The sequence below is a fragment of the Arthrobacter sp. StoSoilB20 genome (genome assembly GCF_019977295.1).
Lineage (GTDB): Bacteria > Actinomycetota > Actinomycetes > Actinomycetales > Micrococcaceae > Arthrobacter > Arthrobacter nicotinovorans_A.
Window position 1 is genome coordinate 1,715,171 of sequence record NZ_AP024651.1, and the last position, 18,278, is coordinate 1,733,448.

An 18,278-nucleotide genomic window follows, 5' to 3' on the forward strand; every position below is an offset into this window, starting at 1 on the left:
GCTGTGCTGGACATCACAGTTAATAAAGACTAACCTAAATTTCAGTTACGTGGCACTAACCGAAATGGCCTGCGGCCGGGAATGGAACAGGGGTCGATGGAGACAATTTCCAAGCTGGCGGGAACGGCCGGTGGCACCTTTGAAGCCAATCAAGCGGCACAGCGTGCCCTGGTGGCAGAACTCAAGGAACGCCTGGCGACCACGGCCCTCGGCGGCCCGGCCGCGTCACGAGAGCGGCACATCGCCCGCGGCAAACTGCTGCCGCGTGAACGCATCGACTACCTGCTCGATGACGGCAGCCCATTCCTGGAGATCGCACCCTTGGCTGCGAATGGAATGTACAACGACGATTCACCAGGTGCCGGGGTGATCGCGGGTATCGGGCTGGTTCACGGCAGGCATGTCCTGGTGATCTCCAATGACGCCACCGTCAAGGGCGGCACCTACTATCCCATGACGGTGAAAAAGCATCTCCGGGCCCAGGAGATCGCCTTGGAAAACAAGCTGCCCTGCATCTACCTCGTAGATTCCGGTGGAGCATTCCTTCCCAAGCAGGACGAGGTTTTCCCGGACAAAGAGCACTTTGGCCGGATCTTCTACAACCAGGCCAAAATGTCAGCGGCCAAAATCCCGCAGATCGCCTCTGTCATGGGATCGTGCACGGCAGGTGGCGCCTACGTACCTGCCATGAGCGATGAGACCATCATCGTTCGGAACCAGGGCACCATCTTCCTCGGCGGACCTCCCTTGGTGAAAGCGGCCATTGGCGAGATCGTCACCGCGGAGGAACTGGGCGGCGGGGACGTCCATTCAAGGATTTCCGGGGTTACCGACCACTTGGCCGAGAACGACCAGCACGCTCTGGAGATCGTTCGGGACATTGTTGCAACCTTGCCGAAGCCGGCGCAGCCGGCCTGGGACGTGTCCGACGTCGTCCTGCCGCCCGTCGTCGATCCTTCAGGAATCTACGGTGTGGTTCCCGTGGACGTGAACGCACAGTACGACGTCCGCGAAGTCATTGCCAGGCTCGTGGATGGCTCGGAGTTCCATGAGTTCAAGAAGAACTACGGCACCACCCTGGTCACCGGATTCGCGCACCTGCACGGCCATCCGGTGGGGATCGTTGCCAACAACGGGGTCCTCTTCAGCGAGTCTTCCTTGAAGGGAGCCCACTTCATCGAGCTCTGCGACCAGCGTGGCATTCCCCTGGTCTTCCTGCAGAACCTCTCCGGCTTCATGGTCGGCAAAGACTACGAACAGGGCGGCATCGCCAAGAACGGGGCCAAGATGGTCACCGCGGTGGCCACAGCCCGGGTACCCAAACTGACAGTGGTCATCGGCGGTTCCTTCGGCGCGGGCAACTACTCCATGTGCGGACGCGCGTATTCGCCGCGGTTCCTCTGGATGTGGCCGGCCGCAAGGATCTCCGTAATGGGCGGAAACCAGGCCTCCAGTGTCCTCGCAACCGTCAAACGGGATCAGTACGAGGCGGCCGGCCAGGAATGGTCTGCCGAGGATGAGGAAGCCTTCAAAGCGCCCATCAAGCAACAGTACGAGGACCAAGGAAGTCCGTATTACTCCACCGCCCGGTTGTGGGACGACGGCATCATCGATCCCGCTGACACCCGGCGGATTCTGGGAATGGCCTTGGATGTCCTCTCCCGCCAGCAACTGCCCGAGACCGCCTTCGGCCTCTTCAGGATGTGACCATGACCCTGCCAACAACAACTACAGCCCCCGCACCATCCGGCCCGGAAGTCGAACCCCGTAGTTTCAGCGCCGTCCTCGTTGCCAACCGAGGTGAAATCGCGTGTCGTGTCATCCGCACCCTGAAGGCGATGGGCATTCGATCCGTCGCTGTGTACTCGGACGCCGACAAAGACGCCGAGCACGTCGCTTTGGCCGACACCGCCGTGGCAATCGGAGGAACCGCACCTGCGGAAAGCTACCTGAGAATCGATGCCATCATCGAGGCGTGCCGTCGAAGCGGCGCCGAAGCGGTCCACCCCGGTTACGGCTTCCTGTCAGAGAACGTTGAGTTCGCCAAGGCGCTGGAGTCCGCGGGCATCGCGTTCATCGGGCCGGGAATTGGTGCGATCGACGTCATGGGCGACAAAATCCGGTCCAAGAACCACGTCATGGCCTACGGCGTGCCGTGCGTTCCGGGAATAGCCCAGCCCGGCCTGACCGACCAGGAACTGATCGAGGCGGCAGCGGAGGTGGGTTTTCCCCTGCTGATTAAGCCCTCCGCCGGTGGTGGCGGCAAAGGCATGCATGTGGTGGAACGGCCCGAAGACATGGCCTCAACCCTCGTGACGGCCAGGCGCGTGGCTGCATCCGCGTTCGGTGATGACACTCTTTTCCTGGAGCGGCTCATCAGCACGCCCCGGCACATCGAAGTACAGGTCCTGGCCGACAACCACGGCAACGTCATCCACCTCGGCGAGCGCGAGTGCTCCCTCCAGCGACGCCACCAGAAAGTGATCGAAGAAGCCCCGTCCGCCCTGTTCGAATCGCTGCCGAACGGCGCGGAGCAGCGGGCCCGCATTGGTGAGGCAGCCTGCAACGCGGCGCGGTCCGTCAACTACAGCGGCGCCGGAACCGTCGAGTTCCTGGTCTCGGACCAACACCCTGACGAGTTCTTCTTCATGGAGATGAACACCCGGCTCCAGGTGGAGCATCCGGTGACTGAAATGGTCACCGGCATCGACCTCGTGGAATGGCAGGTGAGGATCGCCGCAGGTGAGGTGCTCACCGTGGCGCAGTCCGACGTCGTACTTCATGGCCACGCCGTGGAGGCACGCGTTTACGCGGAAGTGCCCGAGCGGAACTTCATGCCGTCGATGGGGCGGATCGTGGCGCTCGCAGAGCAGGGCGCCGGGGATCCGTCCGTGTCAGGGCAGCAATGGGCGCGCGCGGATGTGCGGATTGATTCGGCCATGCGGGAGAACCTGGAGATCACAGGGGACTACGATCCCATGCTTGCCAAGGTCATCGCTTGGGGCGGGGAACGGGAAGCGGCCCTGGATACCCTGGACGCTGCCCTTGGCCGGTATACCTTGCTGGGTGTTGATACGAATGTTGAATACCTGCGGCTGCTGATCAATGATTCCCAGGTCCGCGCCGGGCAACTGGATACGGGATTGATCGAGCGCCGTCTTCCGTTCATGGAGTTCCGGCACGCAGGTCCCGTAGAGCTGATCGCCGCCGCTCTCACCTTGTGGTTGGAACGGACCGGAGCGACGCTGGCGGGCGACGCGTGGGCAACTCCGGATTCGTGGCGTCTTGGTGCCCGGGCCGCATGGACGGTGACGTTCGGGGTGCCCGGCGGCACCGTCTCCACTGTCTCCATCACTGAAGGGGACGGAACCCTCACGGCAAGGATCGACGGCGGGGTCCCGGTGAGCGTAAAGGTGTCGGACCGAACTGACACTGCGATTGCGTTGGAGTTCGACGACGGTCCGGTCACCTTCGCGGTGGGGACCGCTGGAAGTAATCCCCGCGAAATCCACGTCGGCAGTAACGGCTGGTCGTGCAGGCTCGAGGTCCTGGACCGGGCAGAACGCCTGCGACGGATGCTTGCAGGCATCCAGCGCGAAGAAGGGGCCGCGGATCCGGAAGTACGCTCGCCAATGCCCGGAACGGTGGTGTCCGTGTCGGTGGCAGACGGCCAGAGAGTCGAGGAAGGCCAGGCGCTCCTTGCCGTGGAAGCGATGAAGATGGAACACCAGTTGGTGGCCTCGGTCGCGGGAACCGTTCACCTCACCAGCAAACCCGGCGACCTGGTCAAGGCCGACCAGGTGCTCGCCACCATCCACGCAGCCGACGCCACTGGAGATCACGAGGCCGCCGGCAGGAACCCGGGCAACACCACAGACAAGGAAGACCAGGCATGAGCACGTTTGAACTCAATGAGGAATACCAGGACCTGAGCGACTCCGTCCGCGAGTTCGCCGACGAGGTTGTTGCGCCCGTTTCGGCCAAGCACGACGAAGAACACAGTTTCCCCTACGAGGTTGTGAAGCAGATGGGGGAGATGGGCTTGTTCGGCCTGCCCTTCCCCGAGGAGTTCGGCGGGATGGGCGGCGACTACTTTGCCCTTGCCCTGGCACTGGAGCAACTGGGCCGGGTTGACCAGTCGGTGGCGATCACGCTTGAAGCCGGGGTCTCACTTGGTGCCATGCCCGTGTACCGTTTCGGGACTGACGCCCAGAAGGAGGAATGGCTGCCGCAGTTGGCGTCGGGACGTTCCCTGGCCGGGTTTGGCCTGACCGAACGGGAAGCAGGCTCCGATGCCGGCGGGACAAAGACCAACGCGCACCTGGACAACGGTGACTGGGTGATTAACGGCAACAAGGAGTTCATCACCAACTCCGGCACGGACATCACCTCGCTGGTGACGGTGACCGCAGTGACGGGACACAAGGAGAACCCTGACGGCAGCACCAAGAAGGAAATCTCCACCATCCTGATGCCGACGGACACGCCCGGTTTCAGGGCGGAGAAGCCGTACAACAAGGTGGGCTGGAACGCCTCCGATACGCACCCGCTCACCTTGGACAACGTCCGCGTTCCCGAGGCGAACCTTTTGGGCGAGCGCGGCCGTGGCTATGCCAACTTCCTCTCCATCCTTGACGAGGGCCGTATTGCCATAGCTGCGCTGGCCACCGGGGCAGCCCAGGGTTGCGTGGATCTGTCCGTGAAGTACGCCAAGGAACGCAGCGCGTTCGGGCAGAACATCGGCAAGTACCAGGCCATCCAGTTCAAGATCGCCAGGATGCAGGCCAGGGCCCACACTGCCCGTCTTGCCTACTACGACGCCGCCTCCCGGATGCTGGCAGGCAAGCCGTTCAAGACAGAAGCCGCCATCGCTAAGATGGTCGCAGGCGAGGCAGCCATGGACAACGCACGGGACGCCACCCAGGTGTTCGGCGGCTATGGCTTCATCAACGAATTCACGGTGGCACGCCATTACCGCGACTCCAAGATCCTTGAAATCGGGGAAGGCACCACAGAGGTCCAGTTGATGCTGATCGCCCGCGAGCTGGGTCTGTAACCGTACGGGAAGGATCAAGGATGATTGACAAGGTTGTTGCCAGCGCCGCGGAAGCGGTGAAGGACATCCCGGACGGTGCCTCGTTGGCTGTGGGAGGGTTTGGCCTCTGCGGTATTCCCGTTTCCCTGATTGACGCCCTCCACCGGCAAGGCACCACCGATCTTGAGACGGTCAGCAACAACTGCGGCGTGGACGACTGGGGCCTTGGCATTCTCCTCAAAGACGGCCGCATCCGCCGGACCATCAGCTCGTATGTCGGCGAGAACAAGGAATTTGCCCGGCAATATCTGGCGGGGGAGTTGGAAGTTGTCCTCACCCCGCAGGGCACCCTGGCTGAGAAGCTGCGTGCCGGTGGTGCCGGCATCCCGGCCTTCTACACAAAGGCCGGTGTGGGCACCCAGGTGTCGGAGGGCGGACTTCCACAAAAGTACGACGCCGAAGGCAACGTTGCGCTGGCCTCATCGCCCAAGGAAGTGCGGACCTTCAATGACGCCGACTATGTGCTGGAAGAGTCCCTGACACCTGACTTCGGTTTGGTCCATGCCTGGAAGGGCGACCGGCACGGCAACTTGGTCTTCCACGCAACTGCAATGAACTTCAACCCCCTCTGTGCCATGGCGGCAAAGACCACCATTGCCGAGGTTGAGGAGTTGGTGGAACCCGGCGAGCTTGACCCGGAACACATCCACACGCCGGGCATCTTCGTCCAGCGGGTAGTGGTGGCGAATTCGAGTGAGAAGCGGATAGAGAAGCGGACCGTGGCGCTGGCCTCCAGTGCCGGCGCAGGCCAATCCGCCACAGCCCAGGCAGGAGTGGAACGATGACCGAGAACACTTTCCACGATATTCCGCCCCGCCCCGAAGCCGTCCGGCACGAGTACCGTCGCGCCGACGTCGAGCACCACGAAGCCAAAGGCTGGACCCGCAACGAACTTGCCGCCCGTGTGGCCAGGGAGCTGGCCAACGGGCAATACGTGAACCTGGGTATCGGGATGCCCACGCTGATTCCCAACTACATCCCTGATGGTGTGGAAGTCATTCTCCACTCCGAGAACGGGATCCTGGGAGTTGGCCCCTACCCAGCGGAGGACAGGGTCGATCCGGACCTCATCAACGCCGGCAAGGAAACGGTCACCACGAATCCCGGCGCTGCGTTCTTCGACTCGTCGGCCTCGTTCGGCATGATCCGTGGCGGCCACGTTGACGTCGCAGTACTCGGTGCCATGGAGGTTGCCGCAAACGGAGACCTCGCCAACTGGATGATCCCGGGCAAAATGGTCAAGGGCATGGGCGGCGCGATGGACCTGGTGTTCGGTGCCAAGAAGGTCATTGTCATGATGGAACACGCAGACCGCAGCGGCCGGCCGAAAATTGTCCAGGAGTGCACGCTGCCCCTGACAGGCAAAGGGTGCGTGGACCGGATCATCACGGACCTGGCCGTCATCGACGTCGTCAAGGACCAAGGTGGCCCCCGCCTGGTCCTGCGCGAACTGGCTCCCAACGTCACTCTTGAGGACGTCCTCGCGGCAACCGGAGCGGACTTGTTCGAAGAAGACCAGGAGCTCACTGTATGACGCGGGTCATCGAGCAGCGCGGGCTGTACTTCGACGAGCTCGAAGAAGGTGTGATCTACGCGCATAAGCCCGGACGCACGGTCACCGAGGCAGACAACGTCCTCTTCACCACCATGACCATGAACACCCAGGCGCTGCATTTGGACGCGGCGTGGAGCGCGGGGCAACCTTTCGGGCAGCGGTTGATGAACTCGATGTTCACCCTGTCCACCATGGTGGGCCAGTCCGTGACCCAGTTGACGCAGGGCACCATCATTGCGCAGTTGGGCCTGACGGATGTCACTTTTCCGCACCCGCTCCATCACGGCGATACCCTGTACACGGAAACGGAAATCACGGGAAAACGGTTGTCGTCATCCCGCCCGGGCCAGGGTGTGGTGACCATGCGGCACACCGGTCGAAACCAGGATGGGACCGTAGTTGCGCTGGCAACACGGACCTGCCTCATGTGGACCAAGGAAGCGCACGCAGCCCAGCCTTGAATCCGTTCCCTGCCTTGCCAGAACCCACCAGCCAGGAGCCCGATGCCTTCTCCCGATTCCCCCTCCACGTCAGCGTTCACCATGGGGCCGGCCCTTCTTTTCTGCCCTGCAGACCGGCCGGAGCGTTTCGGCAAGGCCGCTGATCGATCCGATGCCGTCATCCTCGACCTTGAAGATGCAGTAGCGCCGGCGGACAAGCCTGCGGCCCGCCAAGCGATTCTGGAACAGTCCGGTGGCGCGGATCTGGATCCGCGCCGAACCATCGTCCGGGTGAATCCCGTGGGGACGCCCGAGTTCGGCTTGGATCTCGAAGCCCTGGCTGAAACGCCCTACCGCACCATCATGCTCGCCAAAGCAGAGAGCGCGGAGCAATTGCGGGAGCTGGCTGGTTTCGACGTCATCGCCTTGTGCGAAACCGCCGCGGGCATCGTCCACGCCCCGGCCATCGCTGCCGAGCCGAACGTCGTGGGCCTGATGTGGGGCGCAGAGGACTTGCTGGCTTCCCTCGGTGGCCTCTCCAGCAGGAACGACGACGGCGTGTACCGGGCTGTTGCCCTTCACTCCCGGTCCGCTGTACTGCTCGCCGCCAAGGCCGCCGGCAAGGAAGCCATCGACTCCGTGTATGTGAACATCCCGGATCTTGAGGGCCTGTTGGCCGAATCCCACGATGCCGTTGCCAGCGGGTTCGGAGCGAAAGCCTGCATCCATCCCAACCAGGTAGCGGTGGTACGGGAGGCGTATGCGCCAACACCCGAAGCCATTGGCCAGGCCAATGAGCTCCTGGAAGCTGCGGCCGCGGCAGGCACGGGAGTGTTCCAATTCCGGGGCAAGATGATCGATGGGCCCATCCTCAAGCATGCCCAAGCGACCCTTCGCCGGGCCGGGCACCCCGCGAGGTGACAGTTGATGCCCATGTTTCGGCGGCAAAACATGGGCATCAACTGCCACCCCGGCGGGGGTGGTCTGAGCGCTAGGCGCGGACCGGCGTCGCGATGTCCGTCAGTTCAACCACGGGGGGCCGGGAGGCAGTGCTCTTGATCGGTACCGCCTGCCCGCTCTTGGCGGATTCGAGCACAGATTCCATGACTTCCAGTGCGTGGAAGGCCAACTGGCCACCGGCGCGTGGTTCCTGCCCGGCCGGCGTCATGGCGAGGTCGGCGATGCCAAAGCCGCGGCCCGAGTCCACATAACCGGCAGAGGCCGGGAGACTCTCCCATTCCTCCGCGCCCAAAGCGAACAGCTGCACATCGCCGTCGAAATGATTCGGGTCAGGGACGATCAGCGAGCCTGTTTCACCATGGATCTCGATGTTGGGGCTCTTGGTCTTGACGGCATCGAAACTCATGAACAGCGTTGATATGGCGCCGGAGGCATGGACCAGGATGCCTGTGAGGTGCGAGTCGATGTCAACGGGAACCACTTGTCCCTGGCGCGGGCCGGAACCGATGGTGCGTTCCTTGCGGGTATGGCTGGCAGCACCCAGGACTGAAACCACGGGTCCGAGCAGCGTGACCAGCGCAGAGACGTAATAGGGGCCCATGTCCAGCAGGGGACCACCGCCGGGCTGGTAGTAGAAATCGGGGTTCGGGTGCCACCGTTCGTGGCCTGGGGTTGCCATGGTGGCGGTGGCCGAAATTGGTGCCCCAATCAGTCCATCGTCAATTGCCTTTCGGGCTGTCTGGATTCCGGTTCCCAGCACTGTGTCCGGGGCGCAACCTACCGCGAGTCCTGCATCGGCGGCCGCATCCAGCACCTGTTGGGCTTCGGCCGTGGTGGCAGCCAGCGGTTTTTCCCCGTAGACGGACTTTCCCGCTGCGATGGCCCTCAGTGCGATGTCGGCGTGGGCGGCCGGGATAGTGAGGTTCAGGACGAGTTCCACATCTTCAGCAGCCAGGAGCTGGTCTACGGACAGCGCACGGACGCCGTCATAGGATTCCGCTACGGCCTGCGCCCGGGCGAAGTCGAGATCCGCTACCGCTACCAGGTTGATCGAATCCAGGCGGCGGAAGTTTGTCAGGTACTGGGCGATGATGGCACCACAGCCGATGACGCCTACGTTCAGCGGCTTGCCCACAGCATGCCCCTTTCAATGATGGTGCGGACGTTGTTGTCCTGAAGGATTTCCACACGGTGCCCGGGGGTGCAGACGAAGATCCTGCCCTTGCCCCACTGCCGGGTCCAGATGGCCGGCGAGGTGACTTCGCGGTTCCAGGGGTCCCAGTCGCGTACTTTCTGCGTGGTGGTGGCCAGAACGTCGATGTAGTCATCGGAGAGGACCCAGTACTGTTCGGTGACCAGATCGAAGTCTCCAATGCCCTGCGTGATGGGGTGTTCGGAGGCGGCGGGAAGCATGGAAACGGTGTACGGGACATAGTTGTCCGACTGCTCACCGATCCGCTCGTCCGCATGCTTGCCCGGGTGGCAGGCGAACTGGCCACCAATCAGGTGAAGGTAGTCCGAGTTGTTGCGATAGGAATCAGCGATTCCGCCATGCCAGCCGGCCAGGCCGGTACCGTTTTCGACGGCAGTACGCAGTCCCTCGAACTCGTCCTTCTCGATGGTGGTCATGGTCATGCATTGCACGATCAGGTCAACGGTGGCCATGTAGTCAGGGTCGGCGTAGATCTTGGGGGATTCCTCCACCCGGACCTCGTAGCCGTTGGCTTTCAAGTAAGGGATGAACAGCTCCGTGGCTTCCACCGGCTGGTGTCCGTCCCAGCCGCCGCGAACCACCAGCGCTGTCTTGTTGTTGCTTGTCATGGTTTCCTTCGTTTGGGCGTATGTCAGTGAGTCAGTGAGTCAGTGCTTTGGTGCGGTCAGCGCGTTGCAAAAGCGGCATCGAAGGCGGCAGCCGGAGGGCGTATGCCGGCCAACTCCCGGACCATGCGCAGCGCCTGGGGAGCGCCGAGCAGCCGGTCCATGCCGGCGTCCTCCCACTCGATGCTGGTTGGGCCTTCATAACCAATGGCGTTGAGGGTGCGGAAGATCGGCTCCCAGTTCACATCGCCGTGGCCGGCGGTGACGAAGTCCCACCCCCGGCGGGGATCAGCCCAGGGCAAATGCGACCCCAGCCTGCCGTTGCGTCCATTGAGTTGCCGGACGGATTCCTTCACGTGGACGTGGAAGATCTTGTCCGCGAAGTCCTGGAGGAACATCGTGGGGTCAAGGTCCTGCCAGATGAAATGGGAGGGATCGAAGTTGAGGCCAAAGTTTGGCCGGTGGCCCATCGCTTCCAAGGCACGCTTGGTGGTCCAGTAGTCATAGGCGATTTCAGAGGGATGGACTTCCAGGGCGAATCGGACGCCTTCTTCGTCAAACACATCCATGATGGGGTTCCAACGATCCGCGAAGTCCTGGTAGCCGCGCTCGATCATGGCCTCGGATGCGGGCGGGAACATGGCCACGCACTTCCATATGGATGAGCCGGTAAAGCCCGTCACCGTCTTCACCCCAAGCTTTGCCGCAGCACGGGCGGTGGTCTTCATGACTTCGGCGGCCCGTTGCCGGACCCCCTCCGGATCCCCATCGCCCCAGACTGAAGGGCTGAGGATATCCTGGTGGCGTTCATCAATGGGGTCATCACACACCGCTTGGCCGGTGAGGTGGTTGGCGATCGCGTGGACGCTCAGTTGGTGCTTGTCCAGGATGTCCAGCTTTTCCTGCAGGTAGCCCTCATCCTCCACCACACGCTGCGGGTCCAAGTGGTCTCCCCAGCACGCGATCTCCAAACCGTCGAAGCCCCACTCGCCGGCGAGCCGGGCTACTTCCTCAAACGGAAGATCGGCCCACTGGCCAGTGAACAGGGTGATGGGTCGGTTCATGGTTTTTCCTCTCACACGTTCTGCCAGTGGCTGGCGTTCTCTGCGCTCGCCTCTACCGCGGCCAGCACCTTTTGCACCTGCAATGCGTCAGCGAACGACGGCGTGGGCTGCTCGCCTGCGCCGATGGCCGTGACGAGGTCCACCACCTGATGCGTGAAGCCGTGCTCATAGCCCAGGCCGTGGCCGGTGGGCCACCAATTGGCGGTGTAGGGGTGGGATGGTTCGGTGACCATGATCTTCCGGAAGCCTGCATCCGGTTCCAGCGCGGAATCGTAAAACTGCAAGGAGTTCATGTCCTCGAAGTCGAACGCGATCGATCCCTTGGTGCCGTTCAGTTCCAGGCGCATGGCGTTCTTGCGTCCCAGGGCAAAACGGGTTGCTTCGAAGATGCCAATGGGCCCGCTGGTGGTGCTGCCCGGTGAGCCGGCGGCAGCACCGGCGTCGGGCGTGGCCTCGAAACGGGCGGTAAAGAGCGCTGCGTCATCCACCGTGACCGGACCGCGTGGACCATCGGCACCACCATGGCCACCCAGGCCCACGAGGTCACCGCCCACCGGGCGCTCCTTCACGAAGGTTTCCAACAGTGCCGAAACGCCAGTGATGTTCAGCCCGGTGATCCACTGGGCGGCGTCGATGCTGTGCGCGCCGATGTCACCGAGTGACCCGGACCCGGATTTGGACTTATCCAGCCGCCAGGTCAGTGGGGCATCGGCGTCGCTGAGCCAGTCCTGGAGGTATTGGGCCCGGACGTGCCGGATATCGCCCAGCCGGCCGTCCTCCACCATCCGCTTGGCCAACGCCAAAGCAGGGGTGCGCCGGTAGCTGAAGCCGCACATGGAGAACACACCACGCTCGGCCGCAGCCTGGGCGACGAGCGTCATTTTTTCGGCTTCTTCCACCGAATTTGCCAAGGGCTTTTCGCACAGGACGTGCTTACCGGCTTCAAGGGCGGCGATCGCTATTTCGGCGTGGGTGTTCCCGGGGGTGCAGATGTCGATGAGGTCGATGTCATCGCGCTCGATCAGGCGGCGCCAATCGGTCTCAGTGGATGCCCAGCCGTATTTGCCTGCCGCGGCCCGGACAGCGTCACCATTCCGGCCGGCAACGGCTGTCAGTTCCGGAGCGAGGGGAAGATCAAAGAAGCGCGGTGCGGTGCGCCAGGCATGGGAATGGGCGGCGCCCATGAAGGCATAGCCCACCATGCCCACGCGCAGCGGTTGGAGGTCCGTCATCTGAATCCTTTCTGGTTGGTGGAAGCCCGTTTACTTGCTGAAACCAGCAGTCAGGCCGCTGAGCAACTGCCGGCGCGCCACGACGTAGATCACCAGCAAGGGAAGCGTGGCCAGCACCACGGAGGCGAGTACTGCGGGGATGTTGACGCTGAACTCACCCTGGAAGGTCCACAGCGACAACGGCAGGACCCTGGTGTCGGGGCTTTGGGTGAGGATCAGCGGGAACAGAAATCCGTTCCACACGTGCAGTGCGTTGTAGATGCCAACCGTGATGACGGCGGGCTTGGTCATGGGCAGTGCGAGCCGCCACATCATGGCCCAATCGGAACAACCGTCCAGCCGCATCGATTCAAAGAGCTCGTTGGGAACATCGCGCATGAAGTTGGACAGGATGAGCACGGAGACCGGGATCGCAAAGGCAATGGAGGGCAGGATCAGCGCCAGCAGCGTGTCGTACATGTGCGCCTTGGTGATCATCCAATAGATGGGAATGATGGTTGCGTGCAACGGGATCGCAAGACCCAGCAGGAAAACGTTGTTGGTCCAGCCGAGGAACCGTCCTTTGCCGCGGACGATCGCGTAGGCGGCCATGAAGGCGACGAACAGTGCCGGGACCACGCTGCCCACGGTAACGATGAGGCTGTTGGTGAAGTACTTGGCGAAATCGTTCTCCAGGACCAGCTTGTAGTTCTCCAAGGTGGGCTCGGCAGGAGGCAGCATCGGATTGGAAGTGAAGAACCCTGCCTGGTTTTTCAGGCTGGTGATCACTACGTAGTACACCGGTACGATGATGACCGCCAGCCACAGCCAGCCACCCAGCCCGCCCAGGAAGTTTGGCCGCGCGCGGCCAAGCTTTGGAGCCCGACGCCGGTTGGTCCCTTGTTGTGGCATTGTCGCCGGGGGTGTGGGCAATTGTGTTGTGGCAGCCATTACGCACCTTCCAATTGGCTCGCGTTGCGGTTCTTGCCGCCGAGTCGTTGCAGGAACAAAGCCAAGGCCAGTCCGATGACAACGAGGATGACGCCCAGGGCGCTGGCCGCTCCCATGTCGTTGGCCTTGAAGCCGGTCAGGTACATGTGCAGCGGCAGGAGCCTGGTGGAGTAGCCGGGGCCACCGGCGGTCAGCACGAAGATCAGGTCGAAGTACGCCAGGGAACCCACCACCATGAGGGTGGAGGAAGTAATCATGGTGTATTTGAGCTGCGGCAAGGTGATATTGAAGAACTGCTGGACACGGCCGGCACCGTCAATCTGGGCAGCTTCGTACAGGGAAGCGGGAATCTGTCGAACGCCGCCTTGGTAGATCAGGGTGTGGAAGGGCACGAACTGCCAGGCGATCACGAAGACCACTACGAACAGCACCAGGTCCGAGTTGCCCAGCCAATCCTGGGCGAGGAAGGGCAGGCCCAATCCGGGACCGAGTCCGAAGTTCGGATCGAGCAACGCTTTGAAGGCGATGGCCACTGCTGCCGAGGAGAGGAGCAGCGGCACGAAGTAGAGGACCGCCAGTGCAGCGCGGTACTTCTGGCTGGCGGCTGTGAAGACCCCGAGCAAGAGGCTGATGGGGGCCTGGACAATGAAGGAGAAGAACATGATCTTGGCCGTCACCAACAAAGCGTTTCCGGTGACGGGATCGGCCAGGACCGTGTTCCAGCTGGACAGCCCGTCCAGTTTGATCTCTCCCAGTCCGTCCCAGCGGGTGAAGCTCAGGAACAGGACTCCCAGGAGCGGGAGGATGGCGAAAAGCATGAAGAAGGCCAGGGCGGGGACTGCCAGCCACCCCGACGGACCCTTTTCCAGGGTCCGACGGGTGCCTGCAGTGTGTCCGACGCCCAGCTCCTTGCGCGCAGTGGTGCTGGTTGCCGACACTGGATTACTTCCCGATTGTCGCGTTCATAGTGGAAGCGAACTGCTCAGGAGTGATCTTCTTCAGGAAGATCTGGTCCAGGTTGGCCAGCATGGCATCTCCCTGGGCAGGGCTCAGGGCCTGGTCCCAGGAAAGCGTGAAGTCCGGGGCGTCCTTGGCCATGCCGTACACGTAGGTCAGGAAGTCCTTGTCAGGGGAAGCCGCGAGCTTGTCCTCAATACCTGTTACCACGGGTACTGCTCCTGAGTTGATCAGGCTTTGGACGTTCTCATCGTTGAACATTCCGTCCTTGACGTATTCGAGGGCGGTTTTCTTCTGCTCTTCGGTGGCCTTGGAAGACACGGACCAGAAGTTGGAAGGGTTTCCCACAACGTTGGCCGGATCACCCTTGCCACCTTCAACGGTGGGGAAGGGGATGTAGCCGAGCTTGCCGCTTGAGACGAAGTCGGCCGCGTCCTTCTTCATGCCTTGGTAGATCCAGCTGCCCTGCAGGATCATGGCGGCCTTGCCGGTGTACAGGAGGGCCTGGTCGGCGTTGCTGTCAGCGGCAATGGAGGAGAATCCGTTGATGAATCCTCCGGCATCGGCCAGTTCCTGGATCTTCTTCAGTGCTTCCAGCACAGCGGGGTCGGACCACGCGCCGGGCTTGTTCGCTGCGATGTTGGCAAATACCTCGGGTCCTCCGATCCGGTCCACCAGGTATTCAAGCCACATCAGGTCCGGCCACTTGGACTGGCCACCCAGGGAGAAGGGCGCCACGCCGGCTTCCTTGAACTTAGGGACCAGTGCCATCAGCTCATCCCAGGTCTTGGGCGGTTGTGCTCCGACCTTGTCGAAGACTTCCTTGTTGTAGTAGAGGACTACGGGCTGCACTTTGTTGTTCGGGAGTGCGTAGGTCTTGCCGTCGATCACGCCGCTCTCAAGGATGGAGGGGAGGTAGCGGCTCTGGACGTCGGGGTTCTCCTTGAGGAATCCCGTCAGGTCATCCACCTGTCCGGCGTCGACGTAGGACTTCAGGACCCCGCCGCCCCAGCCGTAAACCAGCGTGGGTCCCTGGCCTGCGCCGACGGCGGTGCGGACCTTGGTCTTGTAGGCATCGTTGGCGAAGAAGTCGAGCTTGATGGCGGAATCCGGGTGGGACTTGTTCCACGAATCCACTGACGCTTGGAACACGGGCTGGTCACCACCGGTAAGTCCCCACATGGTGGCCGAGTCCGCGGAAGCGCCCGATCCGGCCGGGCCGGAGGATCCGCAGGCTACGAGTGAGATCGACAATGCCGCTGCAGAAACGGCCAGTCCGGCGGTGCGCAACTTGAGATTATTCATGTGCAGTTTCCATTCGTCCTTCGGGCTCGACGCTGATTGCCCGGTTGTGCGTGTAAAAAGCCACACTCCGCGGTTTAGGAGATCGACTTCGATCCCTGGTTCCAGCAACTTTTCGAAATGTTTCGTAAGTCCTTTCGGAAGTGCCCACCAAACTTAGCCGTGACCCGCATCACCGTCAAGGCCTTCTATGGAACGAATTCGTTCTGGTTGCTGTCCTGTTGACGAGAACCCCGCCATCAATGCAGACTGTCATCAACCGAAACTTTTCGAAAGCGGTAGCCGTGAGCCTCAACGAACGACCCTCCAAACTGACCCTTTCCGCCGTGGCGCAAGAGGTGGGCGTCTCCGTGCCCACCGTGTCCAAAGTGGTCAATGGGCGTGAAGACGTGGCACAGGGGACCCGTGCCCGGGTCTTGGCCGCCCTGCAACGGACCGGATATAAATCCCCGCTCCAGCGCAAAGCCAATCCCGTCCAGAGGACCGTCGAAGCGGTGTTTGACTCCCTGAACTCGGCCTACAACATGGAAGTCCTCAAAGGGATCATGGAGCAGGCCAACGTTTCGGACATGGAAGTGATCCTTTCCGTGACCGGGCTGCAGGCAGCACCGCCGCTGGGTCCGGAAGAACGCGCGCAGCGGATGGTCGACGAAGGCCGCAGCGGCATGATCGTGGTCACCTCGGCATTCGGAACAGCCCACCTGGAAGCTTTCCAGAGGCGCCAAATCCCCATTGTGGTCATCGACCCGCTGAATCCCCCTCCCGCTGACCTGTTCAGCGTGGGCGCCAGCAACTGGGCAGGTGGAAAGGTCGCCGCCACCCACCTCCTGGAGCTGGGGCATCGACGCATCGCCTACATCGGCGGTCCTGCCACGGCCGAATGCAGCCAGGCCCGGCTCCACGGCTATATGGCCGCACTCATGGCAGAAGGCATCACCGTGGAGCATGAATATGTTTCTGCAGGCCAGTTCCGGCCCGAGAATGGAGCGGCAGCCTTCAAGGCACTGGTGGCACTGGAAGATCCGCCCACGGCCGTCTTTGCCGGCAGCGACAGCATTGCCATGGGTGTCCTGGCCGAGGCACGCAGGCAAGGGATCCGGATCCCCGAGGACATGAGCCTGGTCGGGTTCGATGGAACCTACCAAGCCGAGGAGTCCACGCCGCCGCTGACCTCGGTGAGCCAGCCCCTCCAGGAAATAGGGCGATCGGCGCTGAACTTCATCCTTCGCCAAATGCAAGGTGAAGACATCGACTCGCGGCGCGTCGAACTTGCAACACACTTGGTGGTTCGTGAGTCCACGGCCCCGCCAAGGGATTCAGCCTCAGCGCCGGCAAGGGAGGCAGGCTCAGCGCCGGCACGGGAATCAGCCTCAGCGCCGGCACAGGAATCAGCCTCAGCGCCGAAGCCGGCGTCCCGGGCCTGACTGCACCGGCGGAACAGCGTCGTACAGGAACACCCTTACCCAACGCTCGCCCGTCGCGCGGAACTCCGCCCGGCTGGCAAAACGGTAGAGGTAGCTGCGCGCCCGCACCCAACGGGGGCGTTCGCCGTCGAACGGGTCCTGGCGAAGCAGCCCAAGCGTCGGCTTGTCCGCCTCCAGGAGCCTGTCCAGGAAGGCGTAAAACCAGTCCTCGTGAACGGTCCGCAATGGCAGGAACCACATGAGCCAATCCAGGCGCAGATGGTACGGCGCCCATTGCCGGGGTAGTCGGCGGACATCGCCGGGCTTGCCCTTGAAGCCATACTCGGACCACCGCTCATCCGGGGCCAGGGGGTCGTCATCCATGGTGCCCTCAACCACGATCTCAATGCGCTGTTTCGTCACTGTCCCGAAAGCGCCGTAGGCATTGACCAGGCGCCAGCGGTTGAAACTGGCATTCATCATCTGCCGACTGGAGAACAGATTCAGGAGCGGACGGTAGCTGCATACCAACAACAGGACAGTCACAGACACGACGACGGCGAACCACCACAGGGGCGTATCGGCGCCCTGGTGCCAGTCACGTGGGATGAACGGAAAGACGGCGTGGACCACGGGGTCGCTGACGGCAGCAAAAGCCAGGACAATCGCCACCCAGTTCAGCCACGCGAAGTTTCCGGTGCCCACCAACCACAGTTGCGTGATGATGACAATTCCTGCGGCAATGCTTGCCAGTGGCTGTGGCGCGAAGAGGAAGAACGGCACCACCAGCTGCGCGAAATGGTTGCCCACCACTTCCACTTTGTGCAGCGGCCGCGGGAGCAGGTGCGCCTGCCTGCTGAGCGGACCCGGCATCGGCTGGGTCTCGTGGTGATAGAATATGGCGGTCATGTCCCGCCACTCCCTGCCCCCGCGGATCTTGATCATCCCGGCCCCGAACTCAAGCCGGAAGACCAGCCACACGATGAGGACCAGGATGGTGGTTGGTGGGGGCGTACGGTCCGAACCGAGGAAAGCCACGGTGAAGCCGGCCTCAAGCAGCAGAATCTCCCAGCCAAAGCCGTAGAACGTCTGGCCGACGTTGACGATTGACATGTACAGGAACCACAACGTCAGGAAAGCCAGCATCGGCAGCCACGGAGGGCCGGTTTGCGGCAGCCCTGCAACCAGCAGGGCTGCCACCCCTATCCCTGTCCAACAGACTGTTCTCAAAAGCGCATCCGAATAGCGCCAGCGGAAGAGCGTGGGCCTGCCCAGCTTGCGTGCCAGGTCCAGGAAAGCCGGAACGGGCAACAGGCCGCGCTCGCCGAGGAGGGCCGGGAACTGGTTCACCGTGGAGAGGAAGGCAACCAGGTACAGCGCAGCGGTGCCGCGCTGCAATACCTGCCGGGCAAATTCGTAGTCCCAAGCATCCAACCAGGACAACCACTCCACGGTTCCACGGTACGCGCGGAAGAATGATGGTCAAGAAGTACCGTTTCTCCACATAGGCCCGGCTTCTCCA

The 18,278-nt window shown here is 62.5% G+C and carries 16 protein-coding genes; 8 read left to right on the top strand and 8 right to left on the bottom strand.

Annotated features, from left to right (window positions below; all coding sequences use genetic code 11):
• The first annotated feature begins 96 nt into the window (after nt 1-96).
• Genes LDN85_RS07715 through LDN85_RS07745 form a run of 7 tightly spaced genes read left to right on the top strand, consistent with a single transcriptional unit; the run spans nt 97 to nt 8,011 of the window.
• Complete coding sequence (locus tag LDN85_RS07715; protein ID WP_091550625.1) at nt 97-1,707, top strand: carboxyl transferase domain-containing protein; 1,611 nt, start codon at nt 97-99, stop codon at nt 1,705-1,707.
• Between the two features lie 2 nt (nt 1,708-1,709).
• Nucleotides 1,710-3,896 (top strand): biotin carboxylase N-terminal domain-containing protein, encoded by a 2,187-nt coding sequence (locus LDN85_RS07720; RefSeq protein ID WP_223945048.1) that lies wholly within the window; start codon nt 1,710-1,712, stop codon nt 3,894-3,896.
• On the top strand, nt 3,893-5,056 hold the full coding sequence (locus LDN85_RS07725; protein ID WP_223945049.1) for an acyl-CoA dehydrogenase family protein: 1,164 nt from the start codon (nt 3,893-3,895) through the stop codon (nt 5,054-5,056). The genes LDN85_RS07720 and LDN85_RS07725 overlap by 4 nt, the downstream gene beginning before the upstream one ends.
• Nucleotides 5,057-5,076: 20 nt before the next feature.
• Entirely contained in the window at nt 5,077-5,880 is an 804-nt protein-coding gene (locus LDN85_RS07730; RefSeq protein ID WP_223945050.1) for a CoA transferase subunit A, read from the top strand.
• On the top strand, nt 5,877-6,629 hold the full coding sequence (locus LDN85_RS07735) for a CoA transferase subunit B (protein WP_091550619.1): 753 nt from the start codon (nt 5,877-5,879) through the stop codon (nt 6,627-6,629). Before LDN85_RS07730 ends, LDN85_RS07735 begins: the two co-directional genes overlap by 4 nt.
• Nucleotides 6,626-7,111, top strand: coding sequence for a MaoC family dehydratase (locus LDN85_RS07740; protein WP_026541516.1), 486 nt, complete (start codon nt 6,626-6,628; stop codon nt 7,109-7,111). Before LDN85_RS07735 ends, LDN85_RS07740 begins: the two co-directional genes overlap by 4 nt.
• A 42-nt stretch (nt 7,112-7,153) precedes the next feature.
• Nucleotides 7,154-8,011 carry a CoA ester lyase gene (locus LDN85_RS07745; protein WP_223945051.1) on the top strand — a complete coding sequence of 286 codons (858 nt, stop codon included), beginning with the start codon at nt 7,154-7,156 and terminating at the stop codon, nt 8,009-8,011.
• A 70-nt stretch (nt 8,012-8,081) separates the two neighbouring features.
• Here LDN85_RS07745 and LDN85_RS07750 read toward each other — a convergent pair whose 3' ends face one another.
• Genes LDN85_RS07750 through LDN85_RS07780 form a run of 7 tightly spaced genes read right to left on the bottom strand, consistent with a single transcriptional unit; the run spans nt 8,082 to nt 15,356 of the window.
• The gene (locus LDN85_RS07750; protein WP_223945052.1) at nt 8,082-9,185 is read right to left on the bottom strand and encodes a Gfo/Idh/MocA family oxidoreductase; all 1,104 of its coding nucleotides are present in this window, start codon (nt 9,183-9,185) and stop codon (nt 8,082-8,084) included.
• Nucleotides 9,170-9,871: a ThuA domain-containing protein gene (locus LDN85_RS07755; RefSeq protein ID WP_026547298.1), complete on the bottom strand. Its 702-nt coding sequence runs from the start codon at nt 9,869-9,871 to the stop codon at nt 9,170-9,172. The genes LDN85_RS07750 and LDN85_RS07755 overlap by 16 nt, the downstream gene beginning before the upstream one ends.
• A 56-nt stretch (nt 9,872-9,927) precedes the next feature.
• On the bottom strand, nt 9,928-10,932 hold the full coding sequence (locus LDN85_RS07760) for a sugar phosphate isomerase/epimerase family protein (RefSeq protein WP_026541520.1): 1,005 nt from the start codon (nt 10,930-10,932) through the stop codon (nt 9,928-9,930).
• Between the two features lie 11 nt (nt 10,933-10,943).
• The gene (locus LDN85_RS07765) at nt 10,944-12,164 is read right to left on the bottom strand and encodes a Gfo/Idh/MocA family oxidoreductase (protein WP_223945053.1); all 1,221 of its coding nucleotides are present in this window, start codon (nt 12,162-12,164) and stop codon (nt 10,944-10,946) included.
• Between the two features lie 30 nt (nt 12,165-12,194).
• Nucleotides 12,195-13,094, bottom strand: coding sequence for a carbohydrate ABC transporter permease (locus tag LDN85_RS07770; RefSeq protein ID WP_091550612.1), 900 nt, complete (start codon nt 13,092-13,094; stop codon nt 12,195-12,197).
• Entirely contained in the window at nt 13,094-14,032 is a 939-nt protein-coding gene (locus LDN85_RS07775) for a sugar ABC transporter permease (protein ID WP_223945054.1), read from the bottom strand. Before LDN85_RS07775 ends, LDN85_RS07770 begins: the two co-directional genes overlap by 1 nt.
• Before the next feature lie 4 nt (nt 14,033-14,036).
• Nucleotides 14,037-15,356 (bottom strand): extracellular solute-binding protein, encoded by a 1,320-nt coding sequence (locus tag LDN85_RS07780; protein ID WP_026541524.1) that lies wholly within the window; start codon nt 15,354-15,356, stop codon nt 14,037-14,039.
• A 281-nt stretch (nt 15,357-15,637) separates the two neighbouring features.
• On the opposite strand from LDN85_RS07780, the gene LDN85_RS07785 reads away from it, so the two are divergent.
• On the top strand, nt 15,638-16,777 hold the full coding sequence (locus tag LDN85_RS07785) for a LacI family DNA-binding transcriptional regulator (RefSeq protein ID WP_223945055.1): 1,140 nt from the start codon (nt 15,638-15,640) through the stop codon (nt 16,775-16,777).
• Here the strand turns inward: LDN85_RS07785 and LDN85_RS07790 are convergent.
• Complete coding sequence (locus LDN85_RS07790) at nt 16,748-18,208, bottom strand: lipase maturation factor family protein (RefSeq protein WP_223945056.1); 1,461 nt, start codon at nt 18,206-18,208, stop codon at nt 16,748-16,750. The two genes, LDN85_RS07785 and LDN85_RS07790, sit on opposite strands and share 30 nt — an antisense overlap.
• Nucleotides 18,209-18,278 lie beyond the last annotated feature (70 nt).

Coding starts and splice junctions, on each gene's coding strand:
- LDN85_RS07715 (WP_091550625.1), top strand. CDS start 97: ATGGAGACAATTTCCAAGCTGGCGGGAACGGCCGGTGGCACCTTTGAA.
- LDN85_RS07720 (WP_223945048.1), top strand. CDS start 1,710: ATGACCCTGCCAACAACAACTACAGCCCCCGCACCATCCGGCCCGGAA.
- LDN85_RS07725 (WP_223945049.1), top strand. CDS start 3,893: ATGAGCACGTTTGAACTCAATGAGGAATACCAGGACCTGAGCGACTCC.
- LDN85_RS07730 (WP_223945050.1), top strand. CDS start 5,077: ATGATTGACAAGGTTGTTGCCAGCGCCGCGGAAGCGGTGAAGGACATC.
- LDN85_RS07735 (WP_091550619.1), top strand. CDS start 5,877: ATGACCGAGAACACTTTCCACGATATTCCGCCCCGCCCCGAAGCCGTC.
- LDN85_RS07740 (WP_026541516.1), top strand. CDS start 6,626: ATGACGCGGGTCATCGAGCAGCGCGGGCTGTACTTCGACGAGCTCGAA.
- LDN85_RS07745 (WP_223945051.1), top strand. CDS start 7,154: ATGCCTTCTCCCGATTCCCCCTCCACGTCAGCGTTCACCATGGGGCCG.
- LDN85_RS07755 (WP_026547298.1), bottom strand. CDS start 9,871: ATGACAAGCAACAACAAGACAGCGCTGGTGGTTCGCGGCGGCTGGGAC.
- LDN85_RS07760 (WP_026541520.1), bottom strand. CDS start 10,932: ATGAACCGACCCATCACCCTGTTCACTGGCCAGTGGGCCGATCTTCCG.
- LDN85_RS07765 (WP_223945053.1), bottom strand. CDS start 12,164: ATGACGGACCTCCAACCGCTGCGCGTGGGCATGGTGGGCTATGCCTTC.
- LDN85_RS07770 (WP_091550612.1), bottom strand. CDS start 13,094: ATGGCTGCCACAACACAATTGCCCACACCCCCGGCGACAATGCCACAA.
- LDN85_RS07780 (WP_026541524.1), bottom strand. CDS start 15,356: ATGAATAATCTCAAGTTGCGCACCGCCGGACTGGCCGTTTCTGCAGCG.